This is a genomic window from Pseudosulfitobacter pseudonitzschiae (assembly GCF_002222635.1).
In the GTDB taxonomy this organism is placed as follows: domain Bacteria; phylum Pseudomonadota; class Alphaproteobacteria; order Rhodobacterales; family Rhodobacteraceae; genus Pseudosulfitobacter; species Pseudosulfitobacter pseudonitzschiae_A.
This window is the reverse complement of record NZ_CP022415.1, coordinates 1,581,037-1,600,339: the sequence shown is the minus strand read 5'-3', so window position 1 is coordinate 1,600,339 and position 19,303 is coordinate 1,581,037. Positions and strand designations below refer to the sequence as shown.

Below are 19,303 nucleotides of genomic sequence, written 5' to 3'. Positions count from 1 at the left end.
ACCGTGCGGGTGCAGCAAAGGCCAGTGAAAAAGGGTTTTGGCGCCCTTGGCGGTCAACAATTGGCGCAAACCTGCGTCTTGATCAGTGTTGGGCACTGTTCGAGAACAGGTGTATCACCAGAATCCCCGCGATGATCAGAGCCAGCCCTGCGACCGCAGGCAGATCCAGCCTTTGACCGAACAAGACATAGCCGATGCCTGCGATCAGTACGATCCCCAGACCGGACCAGATCGCATAGACAATGCCCACCGGCATCACCTTGAGCGCCAACGCCATGAAATAGAACGACGCACCATAGAACGCCACCACAGCCACCGACGGCCAGAACCGTGAAAACTGCTGCGAGGCTTGCAGCGCCGTGGTGCCGATTGTCTCGGTGACGATGGCGATAAACAGCCAGAGATAATGCAGGGGCAAGGGGTGTTCCTTTTGCGGGCGTCAGAGCGGCAGGGCCGTGCTGTCCTTGATGTCTTCCATCACAAAGCTGGCCGAAATATCCGCCACGGGCAAGCGTGCGATCAGTTGTTGATACAAGCGGTCATAGCCTGCCATGTCCGCCACGCGTGCTCGCACAAGGTAATCCAGATCGCCGGTCATGCGGTAGACGCTGAGGATGCCGGGGATGGTCTTGACGGCGGTGGCAAATCTGGACTGCCAGTCGGGATCGTGGCTGCCGGTGCGGATCTGCATAAAGACCATCAGCGGCAGGCCAATCTTGGCGGGGTCGACCAATGTGACACGAGCGGTGATAATGCCTGCGTCTTCCATCAGGCGGATGCGCCGCCAGCAGGCGTTGCGCGACAGGCCCACCACGTCACTAAGCGAATCCAGCGATTGGCTGGCATCTCGTTGCAGTTCACTCAGAAGGCTGCGGTCGATGTCGTCAAAATTCAACATATATGCTCAATACTGTGGAAGGCATCCCAATGCAACAGCGCATCACCGCTTAATTTGGGACCCGTTCCAAAGTGAAAACTGGCAAGTTGGGCACTCAGAAACAGGAGCAAACCCATGATCGCACGCATTTTCCTCAGCCATCCGCGCACCGTCAATGAAAGCTATTTTGAGCATCTGTTGTTTGCAGGACGTTTTGCGGTGCGGTTGTTTGCGGCGGGCGGTGCGGCGCTGGTCCACGCAGTGATCCCCTGTCTGTTCGAAAAAACCGCCAGCCGGATGATTGCGCAAATGTATGCGCAGACCCACAACCGGGGTCAATAACCGATGTGCCGTTGGGCGGCTTACATCGGTGCGCCGATCTTTATGGACGGGCTGGTCAGCAGCCCCGGCCATTCGCTGGTGCATCAGTCGCGCGCCGCAAGCGAATGCAAGACGGCGCTGAACGGCGACGGTGTGGGCGTTGCGTGGTATGGTGACAGACCCGAGCCGGGACTTTACCGCGATGTCTATCCTGCGTGGTCAGACCCGAACCTGATGGCGCTGTGCCGTACCGTTAAAAGTCATGCGTTTATGGCGCATGTGCGCGCCACGACCGGATCTGCGACCAGCCGCAACAATTGCCATCCTTTTGCCTGCGGCCGCTGGAGCTTTATGCACAACGGGCAGGTCGGTGGCTTTGACCGGTTTCGCAGGCTGGCGGATATGGGGGTCTCGGACGCGCTTTATGCGCAACGGCGTGGTGCAACAGACAGCGAATTGCTGTTCCTTTACGCGATCGAAGAAGGTCTGGACGACGCGCCAGAGGCGGCGATGGTCACGGCCCATGCGCGGTTGGAGGCGATGTCGCGCACCGATGGCACCACGCCACACTTGCGGTCTTCGGCGGCGTGGATGGACGGAAACCGGCTGTTCGTGCTGCGCTATTCGACCGACCACATCGCGCCCACGGTTTACTACCGGCGCAGGCCGGATGATCTGGGCTGGTTCGTGGTATCCGAACCGCCAGAGCCGGGGCAGGCGGGCTGGATCGAACTGCCCGCCGGACATCTGGCCGCGTTTACGGACGCGGGCGTGATCATCACCCCGATGTCGTACGCCGTGGCAGCAGCTGCCTGAAACGCCAAAGGCCGCCTGCGAAGGGCGGCCTTTGGTTCGATGTGCTTACCCGTTCAGGGCCGCGTTCAGGTTCTCGTCGACTTTTTCCAAAAAGCCCATCGTTGTCAGCCAGCCCTGATCGGGGCCGACCAGCAGCGCAAGATCCTTGGTCATAAAGCCGCTTTCGACCGTGTCCACGACGACTTTTTCCAGCGTGTTGGCAAAGTCGGTCAGCGCGGTGTTCCCGTCCAGCTTGCCGCGATGCTTCAGCCCGCCGGTCCACGCAAATATCGACGCAATCGAGTTGGTCGAGGTCTGCTCGCCCTTTTGGTGCTGGCGGTAGTGGCGCGTGACGGTGCCATGTGCCGCCTCTGCCTCGACGATCTTGCCATCCGGGGTCATCAGCAATGATGTCATCAGACCCAAAGAGCCAAAGCCCTGCGCCACTGTGTCGGACTGAACGTCGCCATCGTAATTCTTGCAGGCCCAGACATAGCCGCCCGACCACTTCATTGCCGAGGCAACCATATCGTCGATCAGGCGATGTTCGTACCAGATCTTTGCTGCTTTGAACTGGTCCTCGAACTCTTCCTCATAGACCTCTTGGAAGATATCCTTGAACCGCCCGTCATAGGCCTTGAGAATGGTGTTCTTGGTTGACAGATACACGGGATAGCCGCGGATCAGACCGTAGTTCAGCGATGCGCGGGCAAAGTCATAGATCGACTCGTCCAGATTATACATGCCCATCGCAACGCCCGAGGAGGGGGCGTCGAACACTTCGCGCTCGATAGTCTGGCCGTCTTCACCGACGAATTTCATCGTCAGCTTGCCGGGGCCGGGAAAGCGGAAATCGGTGGCGCGGTACTGGTCGCCAAAGGCGTGGCGGCCCACGACAATCGGTTGCGTCCATCCGGGCACCAGGCGCGGCACGTTCGAGCAGATGATCGGCTCGCGAAAGATGACGCCGCCCAGAATGTTACGAATGGTGCCATTTGGCGAACGGTACATGCGTTTGAGGCCAAATTCCTCGACCCGCGCTTCGTCGGGGGTGATGGTCGCGCATTTGACAGCGACGCCCACTTCCTTGGTTTTTTCGGCGGCATCGACAGTAATCTGGTCGTCGGTCTCGTCGCGCACCTCGATTCCCAGATCGTAGTACAGCAGATCAATGTCCAGATAGGGCAGGATCAGTTTCTTTTTGATGAAATCCCACATGATACGGGTCATTTCATCGCCATCCATCTCGACGATGGGGTTGTCCACCTTGATCTTGCTCATGCGCGTCACCTTTTCAAAGGATGTTTTGGGTTGGCACGGGTCTAGCGCAGAAGCGGGCAGGCGGAAAGGGTGTATACAAATGTATACCGTTTTGTCGCGTCAGGTTTAGCATTGTCCCAGCGGATGCCCACGCGGCGGGCACAGGTGCGGCGTACACGGGCCGTTTTTTAGTGCTGCAGACAGCCAAGCGCCGCCGCCAAGAGGAGGCGACGGCGCTTGGTCTGTCATATGTCCGCGCCTGAGTGGCACGCTAAGGCTTAGCAGCGCATTACTTGGCTGTGATGACCTGCATGACCAGCTTGTCGTCAACTTTGATCGGGCCGTCTTCTTTGGCACCAAGTGTGTATTCGAAAACGCCGGTTTTCATACCACCGGCTTCGCTGTGCACCATCAGCATCAGCATGTCACCCGCAGCGACGTCTTCCTGAAGGATGGCGGCCACGTCCATGTTGTCGCCCTTGCGCAACGGCGCATAGCCGACGACGGGGCCGGGTTTCATGTCGGCATCGGTACGGTGCACAACGAGCCAACCGTTTTCGCCAGCAACAACTTTGTCGGCGGACACAACACCATTATCAATGGCTTGGTCTGCGGCTTCGACGGAAGGTGCCATGGCATGTGCGGCGGCGAACACGCCGGTCGCGGAAACGGAAAGAGCAAGTGCGATCAATGTGGTTTTCATTTTCATAATCCTCATGTTCTGTCGTGCGCAGTCAGACGATCTCTGATCCGCTTGGTGACAGACACGCAGGCGGGGGCAGAGAGTTTCAACAGGAAATGAAAAAATCAGCGTTTCGCGAAAAAGTTGCTCAGTAACGGGTGCAGCCATGCCCACAGCACCGGCGCACCGCGGTTGATGGGCACGCCGACGCGGGTGTCGATCTGGTCCATTGTGACATTGTATTCAATCCACGATCCGCCGCCACTGTGCAGGTTGCCCACGGGCGGTTGGGTGCGGTCGATTGCTTTGGCGAATTGGGCGTCAGGGGTTTTGGCGGCCTCGAATTCGTCCCAGAGCGCGCGGAATGCGCGGGCCTGATCGGCGGGCAGCAGGTTGAACAGACGGTCGGCAGCGGCAGCTTCTTTCAGCTCCATTGCGGCGTGATCCACATGCCCGTGGATCGGCGCGTCGCCTGCGTCGATTTCGACAATGTCGTGAATCAGCAGCATCCGCAGGACGCGGGCTATGTCCACATCCGGCCCTGCATGTTCGGCCAGCACCGCAGCATAAAGCATGATGTGCCACGAATGTTCGGCAGAGTTTTCACGCCGTGATTTATTGATTAGCTTGGTGCCGCGCAGGACGCTCTTGAGCTTGTCCATCTCGCGCAGGAATTCCATCTGCCGGTCCAGACGGATTTGCTGGTCCGGGGTCAGGTCGATCAGAGGTGTGGTTTGGGGCATGACACTTGGTTACACGTCGGCTTGGGATTGGAACTCTTTAAGCTTTTTGACGAGAAAGGCACGGCCCTGCTGTTCGGCAAGCCGCGTGCGCACCGCCGTCAGAAACGCTTCTTCCAGCGTTTGCGACGATGCGCCCAGAACTTCGCCCAGCTTCATAAAAAGCCGATCATCGCCGATCTTGCGTTGGACGGCGATACATTCCTCGGCCAGCTTGTTGGCCATCTCCTGAACAGAAGGATCGGTCATCAGCGGCTGTTTTCGGTCAGGCGTCGTTTCACATAGTCAGTGGTGGTGCCGATCAACGTGTCCAGATGCGGTTCTTCAAAGAAGTGACCGGCACCTTCGACCTCGGTGTGGGTGATGGTGATGCCCTTTTGCTCGTGCAGCTTATTCACCAGCGCCGTTGTATCCGCGGGCGGGGCCACGCGATCAGCCGTACCGTTGATCACCAGACCCGATGCGGGGCAGGGTGCCAGAAACGAAAAATCGTACATGTTGGCAGGCGGCGACACCGAGATAAAGCCGGTGATCTCGGGGCGACGCATCAGCAGTTGCATTCCAATCCATGCACCAAAGGAAAAACCGGCAACCCAGCAGTGCTTTGAATTGTTGTTCATCGACTGAAGGTAATCCAGCGCCGATGCCGCATCGGAAAGCTCGCCAATGCCCTGATCGTATTCGCCTTGCGAACGGCCCACGCCACGGAAGTTGAACCGTAATACGGTAAATCCCATGTTGTAGAAAGCATAGTGCATCCGGTGAACCACCTTGTGATTCATCGTACCGCCAAACTGGGGGTGGGGATGCAGAACGATTGCAATCGGAGCGTCACGTTCTTTTTGCGGGTGGTAGCGGCCTTCGAGGCGGCCTTCGGGTCCGGGAAAAATGACCTCGGGCATGGGCATCCTGTGATTTGGCGTTTCAAGGTCCGGATTTCTTGACGAAATCGCTCAGCTACCTTAGAACGGTTCTAAATGGAGCAACGGGCAACTCTGTCCATTGCGATTCAAAGGGATGTAGGCTCTTGGCGCGCAGAGGTCAATCTGTCACTGCGTTAAGCCTGTCTTGAAGGCAGTTAAGATTGGGAAGTGTGTAACATGAAACTTTCGACAAAAGGTCGTTACGCGATGGTGGCGCTGTCCGACATCGCGCTGCAGCCCGAGGGCACTTTGGTCAACCTTGGTGACATCGCAACCCGCCAGTCGGTCTCGTTGCCGTATCTTGAACAGTTGTTCGTGAAACTGCGCCGCGCCAATCTGGTGGCGTCGGTGCGCGGACCGGGTGGCGGTTATCGTTTGGCGCGGGCGGCTTCGGACATCCGTGTGGTCGACGTACTCGAGGCGGTCGATGAAAAGGTTGACGCGATGCACAAAGGGGCAGGGGCGTCTGGTGGCACCTCTGGCAGCCGTGCGCAGTCGCTGAACAACCGTCTGTGGGAAGGGCTAAGCGCGCATGTCTATGTGTTTCTGCACCAGACCCGGCTGTCGGATGTGATCGACAACGAACTGGCGCCTTGTCCGGCGGTGCCGAACCTGTTTGCTGTGGTGGACGAATAACAGCAGGGCCAGCCCCGCTTCTGCGGGTCTCTTCCAGAACGTTTTTGAACCAAAGAAGGTATGATGCGGGTTTATCTGGATCACAATGCAACCAGCCCTTTGCGGGCTGAGGCGCGCGCGGCGATGATTGCGGCGATGGATGTGTTGGGCAATCCGTCCAGCGTGCACGCCGAAGGGCGCGCGGCCAAATCGCTGATGGAACGCGCACGTATGGACGTGGCCGAGGCGCTGGGGGCGGTGGATGCCGATATTGTGTTCACGTCCGGTGCAACCGAGGCCGCAGGTCTTGCCTGTTCGGGGCGTGATCTGGCGGGTGCCGCGATCGAGCATGACGCTGTGGGGGCTTGGGTGCGGGATGCCCTGAACGTGGATGCGCAAGGGCGTGTAACCGTTGGCGACCCGGCGACATCCGTGCTGCAGCTGGCGAACTCCGAAACCGGCGTGTTTCAGCAGGTGCCCGCAGGCATCGCGGTTTGCGATATGACGCAGGCCTTTGGCAAGCTGCCGTTGGATTTTATGGCCTCGGGTGCGCGTATGGCATTGGTGTCGGCGCACAAGTTGGGAGGACCCAAAGGCATTGGCGCACTGGTCTTGCGTCGCGGGCAAGACGTGCCCGCGCAGATCAAGGGCGGCGGGCAGGAAATGGGCCGCCGGTCGGGCACGGAAAACATCATCGGCATGGCCGGATTTGCCGCCGCCGCCAAGGCTGCGGTGCGCGATGTCACGGACGGGCGCTGGCATCGGGTTGCAGAACTTAGAAATATTCTAGAAAACGGGGTTGAGGCTGCGTCGAAGAAGACTATTTTTGTCGGGAAAGAGTTGGTTGATCTGGACTCCGGTCATATGGATGGGCGATTGCCCAACACCAGCTGTTTTGTGACCCCCGGTTGGAAGGGTGAAACGCAGGTGATGCAGATGGATCTTGCAGGATTTGCCGTATCGGCAGGGTCGGCCTGTTCCAGCGGCAAAGTGCGCGCCAGCCGTGTGCTGACTGCAATGGGCTTTGCGCCCGCCGATGCTGCCAGCGCGCTGCGCGTATCGCTGGGGCTGGAGACGACGGAAGATGACGTGCTGCGGTTCATAGAAGCATGGACCGGCAAGCTGAGAAAACATGAGGCGCGCGCCGCCTAAAGCGCAGCGCCTGAACGGAAGGAAGTCTGGTTTGGACAAAGTATTGGAAAATGACGGCGTAAAAGAAGGCGTCGATCAAGAGACCGTAGACGCAGTCCGCGAAGTGGGCGGTGCGTATAAGCACGGTTGGAACACAGATATCGAAATGGAATATGCCCCCAAAGGGCTGACGCCGGACATCGTAAAGCTGATTTCCGAGAAAAACGAAGAACCGGCGTGGATGACCGAATGGCGGCTCGAGGCGTATGCACGCTGGCTGACCAAGGAAGAGCCCGATTGGGCGATGGTCGAATACCCTGAAATCGACTTTCAGGACCAGTATTACTATGCCCGCCCCAAAAGCATGGAGGTCAAACCCAAGTCATTGGACGATGTCGATCCCAAGCTGTTGGACACGTATGCAAAACTGGGCATTCCGCTGAAAGAGCAGATGATTTTGGCCGGCGTCGAGGGCGCAGAAAACGTGCCTGCCGAAGGCCGCAAGGTCGCTGTGGATGCGGTGTTTGATTCCGTATCGCTGGGCACCACGTTTCAGGCCGAACTGAAAAAGGCCGGCGTGATCTTCTGCTCGATCTCGGAGGCGATCCGCGAACATCCCGAACTGGTCAAAAAATACCTTGGTTCGGTGGTTCCGGTTTCGGACAATTTTTATGCCACGCTGAACTCGGCGGTGTTTTCGGACGGCTCGTTCGTCTATGTGCCGCCGGGCGTGCGCTGCCCGATGGAGCTGTCGACCTATTTCCGCATCAACGCCGAAAACACCGGCCAGTTCGAACGCACGCTGATCATTGCAGACAAGGGCAGCTATGTGTCCTATCTGGAAGGGTGCACCGCACCGGCGCGTGACATCGCACAACTGCACGCCGCCGTGGTCGAGATTATCATCGAAGAAGACGCCGAAGTGAAATACTCGACCGTTCAGAACTGGTATCCCGGCGACGAAAACGGCAAGGGCGGCATCTATAACTTCGTGACCAAGCGCGCCGATTGCCGGGGCGACCGGGCCAAGGTGATGTGGACCCAAGTGGAAACCGGTTCGGCTGTGACGTGGAAATACCCCTCGTGCATCCTGCGCGGTGACGACAGTCAGGGCGAGTTTTATTCGATCGCCATCGCCAACAACATGCAGCAGGCCGACACCGGCACCAAGATGGTGCACCTGGGCAAGCGGACCAAATCGCGCATCGTCTCCAAGGGGATCAGCGCAGGGCGCGCGCAAAACACCTATCGCGGGCTTGTGTCGATGCACCCAAAGGCCAAGGAATCGCGCAACTATACCCAGTGCGACAGCCTGTTGATCGGTGACAAATGCGGGGCGCACACCGTTCCCTATATCGAGGTCAAGAACAACAGCAGCCGCGTTGAACATGAGGCGACCACATCCAAGGTAGACGACGACCAACTGTTCTATTGCCGCAGCCGTGGCATGGACGAGGAAGAGGCTGTGGCGCTGGTGGTCAACGGGTTCTGCAAGGACGTGTTGCAGGCGCTGCCGATGGAATTTGCGATGGAAGCACAAGCACTTGTCGCAATCTCGCTGGAAGGGTCGGTGGGTTGAAGCATGGCTTTGGGTGACGCCATAGGTTTACATTGGTGGAAAGCGGTGCCGAACTTCGGTGACGCGATTTCAGCAATGGTGGCAGCCCATGTGTTCGCCTCGTCATTGCACGGCCTGATCGTCTCTGACGCTTACGGTGTGCCCAAAACTTGGGTCACGCCCACGGGGCAGGATCATCTGAAGCATCACGACTATGCAGCCGGTGTTGGCCGCAGCCTGATTGCACCTGTCGCTTTGGGTGATATTGCAGGTTTTGATCTGGCCACGGCCCAGGCTCCGCAGGCCTATGCACAGGAAGTCGCCCGTGCCCGCGCCGCGCTGAAAACCACATTTCCGGCACCTTGGCGTGCCGCACCGCATATGGCGTCAGCATGACGCCCTGAGACGAAGGAAGAGAAAGATATGTTGAAGATCAATAACTTGCACGTACAACTTGAAGAAGAAGAAAAGCAAATTCTCAAGGGGGTGAACCTTGAGGTTGAACCGGGCACGGTCCACGCGATCATGGGCCCGAACGGTTCGGGTAAATCGACGCTCTCTTATGTTCTGGCGGGCCGCCCCGGATACGAGGTGACCGAAGGCACGGCCCATCTGGGCGACGTCGACTTGCTGGACATCGAACCCGAAGAACGCGCGGCTGCCGGTCTTTTCCTTGCTTTCCAGTATCCCGTGGAAATCCCCGGTGTGGGCAATATGACATTCCTGCGCACCGCTGTGAACGCACAGCGCAAAGCGCGCGGCGAAGAAGAAATGAGCGCCGCCGAGTTCCTCAAGGTGATCCGCGCCAAGGCCAAGACGCTGAAGATCGACGCCGATATGCTGAAACGCCCTGTGAATGTCGGCTTTTCGGGTGGCGAGAAAAAGCGCAATGAAATCCTGCAAATGGCAATGCTGGAGCCCAAGATGTGCATCCTCGACGAGACCGATTCCGGTCTGGACGTTGATGCGATGAAACTGGTGTCCGAAGGTGTGAACGCCCTGCGCGACGAGGGTCGCGGTTTTCTGGTGATTACCCACTACCAACGTCTGCTGGATCACATCAAACCCGACGTTGTGCACATCATGTCCGATGGTCGCATCATCAAAACCGGTGGTCCCGAACTTGCACTTGAAGTCGAACATAACGGCTACGCAGACATCCTGACCGAGGTGGCGTAATGGCAGCCCCCAAACAGATCAACACCACCGAGACCGAGGCACGCATCAGCACGCTGGAGCTGCCGCAAGCCGGTTGGTCGGCAGTGTCGCGCGCCGATGCACTGGCGCGGCTGCGTGCGATGGGCCTGCCGGGGCGTCGTGACGAATACTGGAAATTCACCCGTCCCGACGCATTGGTGCAATCCGGTACACCCGCCGCCGAAGTCTTTGACAACGACGAAGCGCCGCTGATGGACGGCCAGCCCTGCCTGCGGTTGGTCTTTGTCGATGGTGTGTTCGATGCCGATGCTTCGGACGATCTTGCGCTGGAAGGCATTGAAATTAGCCGTCTGGCCGATACCTCTGCGGACATTCACTGGGCGCAATCGCTGCACGGCACGCTGGAAACCGCAGGGCAAACGCCCGTAGCGCGGCCTTTGGCTGCGCTGACAACCGCCTTTGCCACCGACGGTGTGCTGATCCGTGTAACGGGCCAGCCTGCCAAGCCGGTCAACGTGATCTACAACCGCGCCAGCTACAGCGCCGACGTGATGCTGCACCACGTCATCAAGCTGGAGCAGGGCACTTCGCTGACCCTGCTGGAAAGCGGCCCCGCTGCGGCGCGGCTGAACACAGTGATGGAAGTCGATGTGGCCGATACTGCTGCGTTCCACCATATCCGGACGCAAGGGCGCGATCACCAGCGGCTGGCGGCGACCCATCTTTTTGGCCGTCTGGGTGCCGAAAGCACATTCAAATCCTTTACCATGACTGCCAACGGCAAGATGACACGCAACGAGTGCATCCTTGAACTGACTGGCGACGATGCGGTCGCCCACGTGGCCGGTTCCTGCGTTGGTGACGGCGATTTCCACCACGACGACACGGTTTTTATCACCCACGACGCGGTGAACTGCGAAAGCCGTCAGGTGTTCAAAAAGGTGCTGCGCAACGGTGCAACCGGCGTGTTTCAGGGCAAGATTCTGGTCAAGGCAGGCGCACAGAAAACCGATGGCTACCAGATCAGCCAGTCGCTGTTGCTGGACGGCGATAGCCAGTTTCTGGCCAAACCCGAGCTTGAGATCTACGCCGATGACGTGGCCTGTTCACATGGTTCGACCTCGGGGGCGATCGACGAAGAGGGCCTGTTTTACTTACGTTCGCGCGGGGTGCCGGTTGATCAGGCGACCGACCTGCTGACACTGGCATTTCTGGCCGAAGCGGTTCAGGAAATCGAGGACGAGGATCTGCGCGCCGACATCGAAACCCGCATGGCGGGTTGGCTTGAGCGTCACCGCAGCTGATGGCCGTCACAACCGACATCGTGGCCACCTATCGGGGGCCGGCTTCGGTGATCCGCAAGCAGCTTGCTCAGGGCACGCGCGAAGATCGTGCGCTGGTCTATGTGATGGCAGGCTGCCTGATCGTCTTTGTGGCACAACTGCCGCGTCTCTCGCGTGAGGCGCATCTGACAGGGCAGGATTTCCAGATGCTGATGGGCGGTGCGCTGCTGGCGTGGATTTTTATCATGCCGTTGGTGCTTTATGTGCTGGCCTTTTTGGCGCGGTTTTTGGGTCGCCTGCTGGGCGGTCATGGCACGGGCTATGGTGCGCGGCTGGCGTTGTTCTGGGCGCTGTTGGCTGCCAGCCCGTTGATATTGCTGCACGGTCTGGTGGCGGGCTTTATCGGAGCTGGTCCTGCACTGACGACTGTCGGTGTGGTCTGGCTGTCGGTCTTCTGCTGGTTCTGGATCGGCGGCTCCCTCGCTCAGGAAAGGGTTCAAACATGAGCACGCGTGATCTGGATTGGGGTGGGCTGGCAGCGTTGTCCTTGCGCACTCCGCGTGCGGCGGCAGCGGTGCTGATCAACTGGCAATTGCCGCGCAGCGTGATCTGGACGGCTCTTGTGCTGGTCAGCTGCTGCAATGCGATCCTTGCTGGCCTGTCCGAGGTGCTGTTTCCCTCGCCCATCGAAATGCCCGCGATCGTGATGAACCCGCTGATGCTGTTCATTTTGCTGGCCGGTGGGCTGATTGTGTCCTGTCACGCGTTGTTGTGGGGGGGGAAGATAATCGGCGGGCAGGGCAAGCTGGAAGACATCGCCGTGGTGCTGACGTGGTTGCAGGCGCTGCGGGCCGTGGCGCAGGCGATCGTGCTGGTGCTGGCCTTTGTGTCGCCGGCGCTGGCAGGCATGTTTGCGATGGCCGTGATGTTTATCGGGCTTTGGGTGATGGCGAACTTTGTTGCTCAGGCGTTGTTGTTCAATTCGGCCTGGAAGGCATTCGGCCTGATGGTGGGGCTTATGATGGCGTTTATGTTTGCCATCGTCATCGTGTTGATGGTGACCGGTTTGGGAATGTGGGGCATGGATGCCAATGTATGATGTTGCAAAAATACGGGCTGACTTTCCGATTCTCACACGTGACGTGAATGGGAAACCGCTGGTCTACCTCGACAACGGTGCCTCGGCACAAAAGCCGCAGGTGGTGATCGACGCGATCACCAATGCCTATGCCCACGAGTACGCCAATGTACACCGTGGCCTGCATTACCTGTCGAATATGGCCACCGACAAATACGAAGCCGTGCGCGGCACCATCGCGCGGTTCCTCAATGCGGGTTCCGAAGACGACATTATTTTCAATTCAGGCACCACCGAAGGCATCAACATGGTTGCCTACGGCTGGGCCATGCCACGCCTTCAGGCGGGCGACGAGATTATCCTCAGCGTCATGGAACATCACGCCAATATCGTTCCCTGGCACTTCTTGCGGGAACGTCAGGGCGTGGTGTTGAAATGGATCGACGTGGACAGCACCGGCGCACTGGACCCGCAGGCCGTGATCGACGCCATTGGACCCAAAACCAAGCTGGTGGCCGTCACCCATATGTCCAACGTTCTGGGCACCCATGTCGACGTGAAGGCGATCTGCAAAGGGGCCCACGCCAAAGGCGTGCCCGTGCTGGTTGATGGCAGTCAGGCCGCCGTCCACATGCCGGTGGACGTCCAGGAGCTCGGCGTCGATTTCTACGCGATCACCGGCCACAAACTCTATGGCCCCTCCAGTTCGGGCGCGATCTATGTGCATCCCGACCGGATGGTCGAAATGCAGCCTTTCATGGGCGGTGGGGACATGATCCGCGAGGTTTCCAAAGCCACGGTCACCTACAACGATCCCCCCATGAAATTCGAGGCTGGCACTCCGGGCATCGTCCAGATGATCGGCCTTGGGGTTGCTCTGGATTACATGATGGGCCACGGCATGCAGGCCATTGCCAACCACGAGGCGACCCTGCGCGACTATGCGGTGCAACGCCTGGGCGGGCTGAACTGGCTGCAACTTCAGGGCACAACACCTGACAAGGGCGCGATCTTCAGCTTTACTCTCGACGGGGCGGCCCACGCCCATGATGTTTCGACCATTCTGGACAAAAAGGGCGTCGCCGTGCGCGCGGGACATCACTGTGCAGGTCCGCTGATGGAACATCTTGGCGTCACCGCCACCTGCCGCGCGTCTTTCGGAATGTATAACACAACGCAAGAAGTCGATGCCTTGGTCGACGCTTTGGAGCTTGCCCATGAGCTGTTCGCCTGATCCCGCGGTTTCTTTTGGCCACAAATATCCCGGGGGATGCCCGCAGGGCGGGGGGGCTGGCCCCCATCCGTCCTCTCGGTCAAGATCTGCACTCCGCAAGGCATTTAACAATTGCAGGCCAGCGGCCTCAAAGCTATACCGCCCCAAGTGGACCATTAGCTCAGCTGGATAGAGCGCTGCCCTCCGAAGGCAGAGGCCAGAGGTTCGAATCCTCTATGGTCCGCCATTTCCCCAAATCTGTAAGTTCACACCAGTTTTATGCCGCGCGTATCGACGTTCTGACGATTCCCGAAATAACACGCTCTGGATGTGGAACTCTTCCGGCGGACCGGCGTTACACCTATATCTGCGCGACACTGCTGTTCTCATCCCCCGAGTTTCCTTGCAGTCCCCCTCAGCCGCGCAGCAAAAAGGGCGCCACCCGGGCGCCCTTTTTCGCAAACCTGCCGGAAGGTGGCGTTCAGCCACCCCACGTGCGGACTGCACCGCAATCCATATGCACAAAATTCGAACCTGAATAGCGCCCGACGCCGCCACCGTGGCAGGCGGATGCCGCTTTCGCCATCTGACCGACCGTCCGCGACGCCAGTCGCAGGTCGGCGGCCTGTCCGTGCATGTGCAGGGAATTCTTGGCAACGCCGCTGCTGCGCGAACGCAACATGGCGTTGGTCTTGGGCGAACGATAGCCTGACAGCAACATATAGGGTTCGTTGATGTCCATCAGATTGTGCGCTGCGGCCATGATATCAACCGTGCGCAGGTCAATATTCACCACGTCATCGGTGCGCCAGTCGCGCATGAAATGGTTGATTTCCTTGACCGCGTCCTTGATGTAATTACCTTCGATCCAATAGATCATGTCCAGGCGTTCGCCTGTGCGGCCCGAATACATCTTGATGCGGCGGATGTCGCCAGCGCCGCGCAAAAAGCCGGCTGCGTTGGCGAATGTCGGTGCTGCGGTCACTGTGGCTGCAGCAAAGGCGCCCAAAAGAGCGCGGCGGGTCATACCCGTAGAGCGAGTGTCATTCATATGTCTGCGCGTCCCGTAAGTCTGCCTGCCCGTGATGTTACACGGTCAATTTCATCTCATCCCCAGATGTAGGATCTGTATTACATAGCAAGAATCGTTAACCAAGTGCTGAATCCCACAGGTTCCATCTATCAAGAGTTTTAGGCGAATTTTTGCGCATAATTTGGCGTCTGTGTCTTTTTGGCCCTTGAACGATGCAAGCCCGCCGCAGGGGAGAAACTTATCCAAATTCCCTCGTAAATGTGAGTGGACAGCAGACCCTCCGCCGTAGGAAAAGCATCAGCAACAGTTTGAGACCATTCCGGTTGGGGGATTTATGACGCTTTTGAGCAACAGAGTTTGGGCGGTTTTCGCCGTGCTGGCCACGATCTTCACGCTATGGAGCGTACCAACACCCGCCTCTGCGCAGGTCACTGCATTCAAACAGGCTGTCGCCGAAGCCGCTTCCCGCGACAAGGACATCGCGGCCTTTTATCAGGCCAACGGTTACAAAAGCATCTGGACCGGCCGCTCGGGCCGCGAGCGGAAGCGCAGGGCCGAGCTGATCAAGACGCTGAACAGTGCGGGCAATCACGGGCTGCCGGTGTCGCGCTATGATCCCGACGGCTTGGTGGCCAAGATGAAAGCGGCCCAATCTCCCCGTGATCTGGGTCTGGTCGAGGTCGAAATCAGCCGCGTTTTCTTGCAGTATTCGCGCGATGTGCAGACCGGCGTTCTGGTGCCTTCGCGCATTGACCGTGGCATTGTGCGTCAGGTGCCATACCGTGATCGCACGTCCTATCTGGTGAATTTCGTAAAGTCGTCGCCTTCCGGTTTCCTCAAGGCGTTGCCACCCAAAACCCAAGAATACACCGCGCTGATGAAAGAAAAACTGCGAATGGAGCGGTTGCTGGCCAAAGGTGGCTGGGGTCAGAAAGTGCCAACGGGTTCGCTGGAACCCGGTCAGTCGGGCAATGCCGTGGTGATCATGCGCAACCGTCTGATGGCGATGGGTTTTCTCGACCGCTCGGCGGGCCAGACCTATGACGCCAAGATGACAGCCGCCATTCAACAGTTCCAGCTGGCTCACGGGCTGGCCGCTGATGGTGTGGCAGGGCAATCCACCATCGTCGAGTTGAACCGTTCGGTGCAAGAGCGTCTGCAATCGGTCATCGTTGCGATGGAGCGCGAGCGTTGGGTCAATCAGGAACGTGGCCGTCGCCACATTCTGGTGAACATCCCCGATTTCACCGCCAAGGTTTTTGACAATGGCAAGCTGACCTTCGAAACCCGTTCGGTGGTGGGGGCCACAAACTCCGACCGTCCGACGCCCGAGTTTTCCGATGTGATGGAATTCATGGTCATCAACCCCAGCTGGTACGTCCCGCGTTCGATCGTGACCAAGGAGTATCTGCCCGCGCTTCAACGGAACCCCAACGCGGTCAGCCACATTGAGATCACGGACAGCAAGGGCCGCCGCGTCAACCGCGGTGCGGTGAACTTCAGCCAGTACACTGCCAGAACTTTCCCTTTTGCCATGCGCCAGCCGCCAAGCAAGGGCAACGCGCTGGGTCTGGTCAAGTTCATGTTTCCCAACCGCTACAACATCTATCTGCACGACACACCGTCCAAAAACCTGTTCAACCGTGAATCCCGCGCGTTCAGCCATGGCTGTGTGCGTCTGGCCGATCCATTCGACTTTGCCTATACGCTGCTGGCCAAGCAAACGAACGATCCCAAGGGGCTGTTCCAGTCCAAACTGGCCACAGGCGCTGAGCAGACAGTGATGCTGGAACAACCGGTGCCGGTGCATATTGTTTATCGCACTGCGTTCACTACGCCCAAGGGTCACACTCAGTACCGCCGTGACGTCTATGGACGTGACGCCAAGATCTGGAACGCCCTGTCGCAAGCAGGGGTGGCCTTGCGCGCGGTTCAAGGGTAATTCAGTCCCCAAAAGGGGAAATGATATGCCTTATACAGTGAAAGAGATTGCAGCGGCGCTGGGGGCAGAAGCCTTTGGCGCCGTTGACCTTTTGATCTCGGGTGTGAATGAACCTGCTTTGGCCACACCCGACCAGCTGGCAATGGCCACCTCTGCCAAATACACCGAAAGCCTGTCCAAAGGCGGCGCACGCGCCGCTGTGTTGTGGCAGGGTGCCGACTGGCAGGCGTTGGGCCTTGAGGCGGCGATTGTGCCTTTGCGGCCCCGCTTTGCCATGTCGGGGCTGACGCGGATGATGGACCGCGGGCAGGGCTTTGGCAGCGGTATCCACTCCAGTGCAGTGATCGACCACACAGCCGAAATTGCGCAGGACGTCAGCATCGGGCCTTTGTGTGTCGTTATGGCAGGGGCCAAAATCGGTGCGGGCAGCGTGATCGGTCCACAGTGTTTCATCGGCACGCAGGCGGTGCTGGGCGCGGGAGCCTATTTGCGCGAACAGGTCACCATCGGCGCCTATTGCCAGATCGGCGCCCGCTTTATCGCGCAGCCGGGGGGGCGTGTCGGCCCTGACGGGTTCTCTTTTGTCACGCCCGAAGTTTCAGGTGCCGAACAAGCGCGCGCCTCGCTGGGGGCGGACAATGACGCCAAGCCGCAGGCCTATGCGCGCATCCATTCGCTGGGCGCTGTCGTCATCGGTGACGATGTCGAACTGGGTGCAAACTCGACCATCGACAGTGGCACGATCCGCGCCACCCGCATCGGCAATGGCACCAAGATCGACAATCAGGTTCAGGTTGGCCACAACTGCGTTATTGGCAACGATACGCTGCTGTGTGCGGCCTCTGCCGTGGCCGGATCAACCGTGGTGGGCAACAACGTGGTTCTGGGCGGCCAGACCGGCGTGGGCGACAACCTGACCATCGGCGACCGCGTCATTTGTGGCGGCGGCACCAAGGTTCTGTCTTCGGTGCCTGCGGGCCGCGTGATGCTGGGCTATCCGGCGACCAAAATGGAAACCCAGCTAGAGACCTATAAGGCACTGCGCCGCCTGCCGCGCCTGTTCCGCGATGTCGCTGCTTTGCAAAAATCGGTTTTCAAGTCGGACAACAGTGACTAAGTCTTTCGCGAACCGTGGACCAATGGGGGGACGACCATATGAGCGTCAAGGACAAGGTTATCGCAATTATCGCTGAACAGGCTGTGCTTGAGCCATCGGATGTGACGATGGACAGCACGTTGGAAAGTCTGGGAATCGACAGCTTGGGTTTGGTCGAGAGCATTTTCGCCATCGAGGAAGAATTCGACATCTCGGTGCCCTTCAACGCCAACGATCCCAGCGAAAGCGATTTTGACATCTCGACCGTAGCGTCCATTGTCTCTGGCATCGAAAAGCTGATGGCGGAGCAAAAGGACGCCGTATGAAACGCGTGGTCATCACCGGCGCGGGCACTGTCAACGCGCTGGGGCACAACGTGGCCGACACGATGGAGGCCATGCGTGAAGGTCGCTGTGGCATTGGTCCGCTGGAGTTTCAGGACGTGGACCGTCTGGCCATCCGCATCGGCGGGCAGGTGCGCGGTTTCGAGGCCGAGGGTCTTTATAACCGCCAGCAAATGAGCCTGTATGACCGGTTCACCCAATTCACTCTGGCCGCCGCCAAAGAGGCGATCAGCCAGTCCGGTCTGATTTTCAGTGGCGAATTGTCCGCCAAATCCGGCGTGGTGCTGGGCACAGCGGGGGGCGGGGTCAGCACTTGGGATGCCAACTATCGCAGCGTCTACGAAGAGGGCAAGAACCGCGTTCACCCCTTTGTTGTGCCCAAGCTGATGAACAACGCCGCGGCCAGCCACGTCAGCATCGAGCACAACCTCAAGGGGCCGTCGTTTACTGTCTCGACGGCCTGTGCGTCGTCCAATCACGCGATGGCACAAGCGTTCCAGATGGTGCGCACGGGTATGGCACCGGCGATGATCACCGGCGGTTCTGAATCTATGCTGTGCTTTGGCGGGGTCAAGGCGTGGGAAGGTTTGCGCGTGATGTCGCGCGATGCCTGCCGCCCGTTCAGCGCCAACCGTAACGGCATGGTGCAGGGCGAAGGCGCGGGCGTTTTTGTCTTTGAGGATATGGAACACGCCCGTAAACGTGGTGTCGAGATACTGTGCGAAGTGGCTGGTTTTGCCATGTCGTCGGATGCCAGCGACATTGTGATGCCATCCAAGAATGGTGCGGCGCGTGCAATGGCGGGCGCGCTGGCCGATGCACGGGTTAACGCGGACGAGGTGGGGTATATCAACGCCCACGGCACCGGAACTGCGGCGAATGATAAAACCGAATGTGCTGCCGTCGCGGATGTCTTTGGCCCGCACGCGGACAAGCTGATGATTTCGTCCACCAAGTCGATGCACGGCCACCTGATCGGCGGCACCGGCGCGGTAGAGTTGCTGGCCTGCATAATGGCCCTGCGCGACGGCGTCATTGCACCCACCATCGGCTATGAAGAACTGGACCCCGAGTGCGCTCTTGATGTGGTTCCGAACGAAGCCCGAGATGCGTTGGTCGATGTGGCTTTGTCCAATGCCTTTGCCTTTGGCGGCATGAACGCAGTACTGGCCCTGCGCAAGTTCGCCTGAGCAGGGCAAACCCCTACTACCAAATGAAAAAGGCCGCGCCCGATGTGGGGCGCGGCCTTGGCTC

General features: G+C 59.0%; 23 protein-coding genes and 1 tRNA gene. 16 read left to right on the top strand and 8 right to left on the bottom strand.

Annotated elements, in window-relative coordinates; all coding sequences use genetic code 11:
- Positions 1-82: 82 nt before the first annotated feature.
- Both SULPSESMR1_RS07805 and SULPSESMR1_RS07800 read right to left on the bottom strand, forming a co-directional pair.
- Positions 83-412 (bottom strand): DMT family transporter, encoded by a 330-nt coding sequence (locus tag SULPSESMR1_RS07805; protein WP_089422221.1) that lies wholly within the window; start codon positions 410-412, stop codon positions 83-85.
- 27 nt (positions 413-439) lie between these two features.
- On the bottom strand, positions 440-898 hold the full coding sequence (locus SULPSESMR1_RS07800; protein WP_089420305.1) for an Lrp/AsnC family transcriptional regulator: 459 nt from the start codon (positions 896-898) through the stop codon (positions 440-442).
- Between the two features lie 114 nt (positions 899-1,012).
- Between SULPSESMR1_RS07800 and SULPSESMR1_RS07795 the strand changes: the two genes are divergently transcribed.
- Together SULPSESMR1_RS07795 and SULPSESMR1_RS07790 are read left to right on the top strand one after the other, a co-directional pair.
- Entirely contained in the window at positions 1,013-1,219 is a 207-nt protein-coding gene (locus SULPSESMR1_RS07795; protein WP_089420304.1) for a DUF6356 family protein, read from the top strand.
- A gap of 3 nt (positions 1,220-1,222) precedes the next feature.
- Positions 1,223-2,014: a class II glutamine amidotransferase gene (locus SULPSESMR1_RS07790; RefSeq protein WP_089420303.1), complete on the top strand. Its 792-nt coding sequence runs from the start codon at positions 1,223-1,225 to the stop codon at positions 2,012-2,014.
- Between the two features lie 45 nt (positions 2,015-2,059).
- Here the strand turns inward: SULPSESMR1_RS07790 and SULPSESMR1_RS07785 are convergent, their stop codons facing one another.
- From SULPSESMR1_RS07785 to SULPSESMR1_RS07765, 5 genes are all read right to left on the bottom strand, one after another.
- Positions 2,060-3,274, bottom strand: a complete 1,215-nt coding sequence (locus tag SULPSESMR1_RS07785; protein WP_089420302.1) for an NADP-dependent isocitrate dehydrogenase — start codon at positions 3,272-3,274, stop codon at positions 2,060-2,062.
- A gap of 268 nt (positions 3,275-3,542) precedes the next feature.
- Positions 3,543-3,962: a DUF7282 domain-containing protein gene (locus SULPSESMR1_RS07780; protein ID WP_089420301.1), complete on the bottom strand. Its 420-nt coding sequence runs from the start codon at positions 3,960-3,962 to the stop codon at positions 3,543-3,545.
- A 98-nt stretch (positions 3,963-4,060) separates the two neighbouring features.
- A complete protein-coding gene (locus SULPSESMR1_RS07775; protein ID WP_089420300.1) occupies positions 4,061-4,678 on the bottom strand; it encodes an HD domain-containing protein in 618 nt (205 codons plus the stop codon).
- 9 nt (positions 4,679-4,687) lie between these two features.
- Entirely contained in the window at positions 4,688-4,924 is a 237-nt protein-coding gene (locus SULPSESMR1_RS07770) for a hypothetical protein (protein ID WP_089420299.1), read from the bottom strand.
- Positions 4,924-5,577, bottom strand: coding sequence for an alpha/beta hydrolase (locus SULPSESMR1_RS07765; RefSeq protein WP_089422220.1), 654 nt, complete (start codon positions 5,575-5,577; stop codon positions 4,924-4,926). The genes SULPSESMR1_RS07770 and SULPSESMR1_RS07765 overlap by 1 nt, the downstream gene beginning before the upstream one ends.
- 198 nt (positions 5,578-5,775) lie before the next feature.
- On the opposite strand from SULPSESMR1_RS07765, the gene SULPSESMR1_RS07760 reads away from it, so the two are divergent.
- The 10 genes from SULPSESMR1_RS07760 (at position 5,776) to SULPSESMR1_RS07715 (ending at position 13,881) form a co-directional block, all read left to right on the top strand.
- Positions 5,776-6,234, top strand: a complete 459-nt coding sequence (locus SULPSESMR1_RS07760) for an Rrf2 family transcriptional regulator (protein WP_089420298.1) — start codon at positions 5,776-5,778, stop codon at positions 6,232-6,234.
- Between the two features lie 60 nt (positions 6,235-6,294).
- The gene (locus SULPSESMR1_RS07755) at positions 6,295-7,365 is read left to right on the top strand and encodes a cysteine desulfurase family protein (RefSeq protein ID WP_089420297.1); all 1,071 of its coding nucleotides are present in this window, start codon (positions 6,295-6,297) and stop codon (positions 7,363-7,365) included.
- Between the two features lie 31 nt (positions 7,366-7,396).
- The gene (sufB, locus tag SULPSESMR1_RS07750) at positions 7,397-8,923 is read left to right on the top strand and encodes a Fe-S cluster assembly protein SufB (RefSeq protein WP_240311312.1); all 1,527 of its coding nucleotides are present in this window, start codon (positions 7,397-7,399) and stop codon (positions 8,921-8,923) included.
- Between the two features lie 3 nt (positions 8,924-8,926).
- Positions 8,927-9,298, top strand: a complete 372-nt coding sequence (locus SULPSESMR1_RS07745) for a hypothetical protein (protein WP_157728983.1) — start codon at positions 8,927-8,929, stop codon at positions 9,296-9,298.
- A gap of 27 nt (positions 9,299-9,325) precedes the next feature.
- Positions 9,326-10,081 carry a Fe-S cluster assembly ATPase SufC gene (gene sufC, locus SULPSESMR1_RS07740; protein ID WP_089420295.1) on the top strand — a complete coding sequence of 252 codons (756 nt, stop codon included), beginning with the start codon at positions 9,326-9,328 and terminating at the stop codon, positions 10,079-10,081.
- Entirely contained in the window at positions 10,081-11,364 is a 1,284-nt protein-coding gene (locus tag SULPSESMR1_RS07735) for a SufB/SufD family protein (protein ID WP_089420294.1), read from the top strand. The genes sufC and SULPSESMR1_RS07735 overlap by 1 nt, the downstream gene beginning before the upstream one ends.
- Positions 11,364-11,849, top strand: coding sequence for a YIP1 family protein (locus SULPSESMR1_RS07730; RefSeq protein ID WP_089420293.1), 486 nt, complete (start codon positions 11,364-11,366; stop codon positions 11,847-11,849). Before SULPSESMR1_RS07735 ends, SULPSESMR1_RS07730 begins: the two co-directional genes overlap by 1 nt.
- On the top strand, positions 11,846-12,442 hold the full coding sequence (locus tag SULPSESMR1_RS07725) for a YIP1 family protein (RefSeq protein WP_089420292.1): 597 nt from the start codon (positions 11,846-11,848) through the stop codon (positions 12,440-12,442). Before SULPSESMR1_RS07730 ends, SULPSESMR1_RS07725 begins: the two co-directional genes overlap by 4 nt.
- A complete protein-coding gene (locus SULPSESMR1_RS07720; RefSeq protein ID WP_089420291.1) occupies positions 12,435-13,655 on the top strand; it encodes a cysteine desulfurase in 1,221 nt (406 codons plus the stop codon). The genes SULPSESMR1_RS07725 and SULPSESMR1_RS07720 overlap by 8 nt, the downstream gene beginning before the upstream one ends.
- 149 nt (positions 13,656-13,804) lie before the next feature.
- Positions 13,805-13,881, top strand: a tRNA-Arg gene (locus SULPSESMR1_RS07715).
- Between the two features lie 234 nt (positions 13,882-14,115).
- On the opposite strand, the gene SULPSESMR1_RS07710 is transcribed toward SULPSESMR1_RS07715, so the two are convergent.
- On the bottom strand, positions 14,116-14,685 hold the full coding sequence (locus SULPSESMR1_RS07710) for a YcbK family protein (protein WP_089420290.1): 570 nt from the start codon (positions 14,683-14,685) through the stop codon (positions 14,116-14,118).
- A 316-nt stretch (positions 14,686-15,001) separates the two neighbouring features.
- Between SULPSESMR1_RS07710 and SULPSESMR1_RS07705 the strand changes: the two genes are divergently transcribed.
- The 4 genes from SULPSESMR1_RS07705 to SULPSESMR1_RS07690 are packed head-to-tail and all read left to right on the top strand — an operon-like array spanning position 15,002 to position 19,239.
- On the top strand, positions 15,002-16,609 hold the full coding sequence (locus SULPSESMR1_RS07705) for a L,D-transpeptidase family protein (protein WP_089420289.1): 1,608 nt from the start codon (positions 15,002-15,004) through the stop codon (positions 16,607-16,609).
- 25 nt (positions 16,610-16,634) lie between these two features.
- Positions 16,635-17,726: a UDP-3-O-(3-hydroxymyristoyl)glucosamine N-acyltransferase gene (gene lpxD, locus SULPSESMR1_RS07700; protein WP_089420288.1), complete on the top strand. Its 1,092-nt coding sequence runs from the start codon at positions 16,635-16,637 to the stop codon at positions 17,724-17,726.
- 38 nt (positions 17,727-17,764) lie between these two features.
- Positions 17,765-18,031, top strand: a complete 267-nt coding sequence (locus SULPSESMR1_RS07695; protein WP_089420287.1) for an acyl carrier protein — start codon at positions 17,765-17,767, stop codon at positions 18,029-18,031.
- Entirely contained in the window at positions 18,028-19,239 is a 1,212-nt protein-coding gene (locus SULPSESMR1_RS07690) for a beta-ketoacyl-[acyl-carrier-protein] synthase family protein (protein ID WP_089420286.1), read from the top strand. The genes SULPSESMR1_RS07695 and SULPSESMR1_RS07690 overlap by 4 nt, the downstream gene beginning before the upstream one ends.
- The last annotated feature ends 64 nt before the right edge of the window (positions 19,240-19,303 follow it).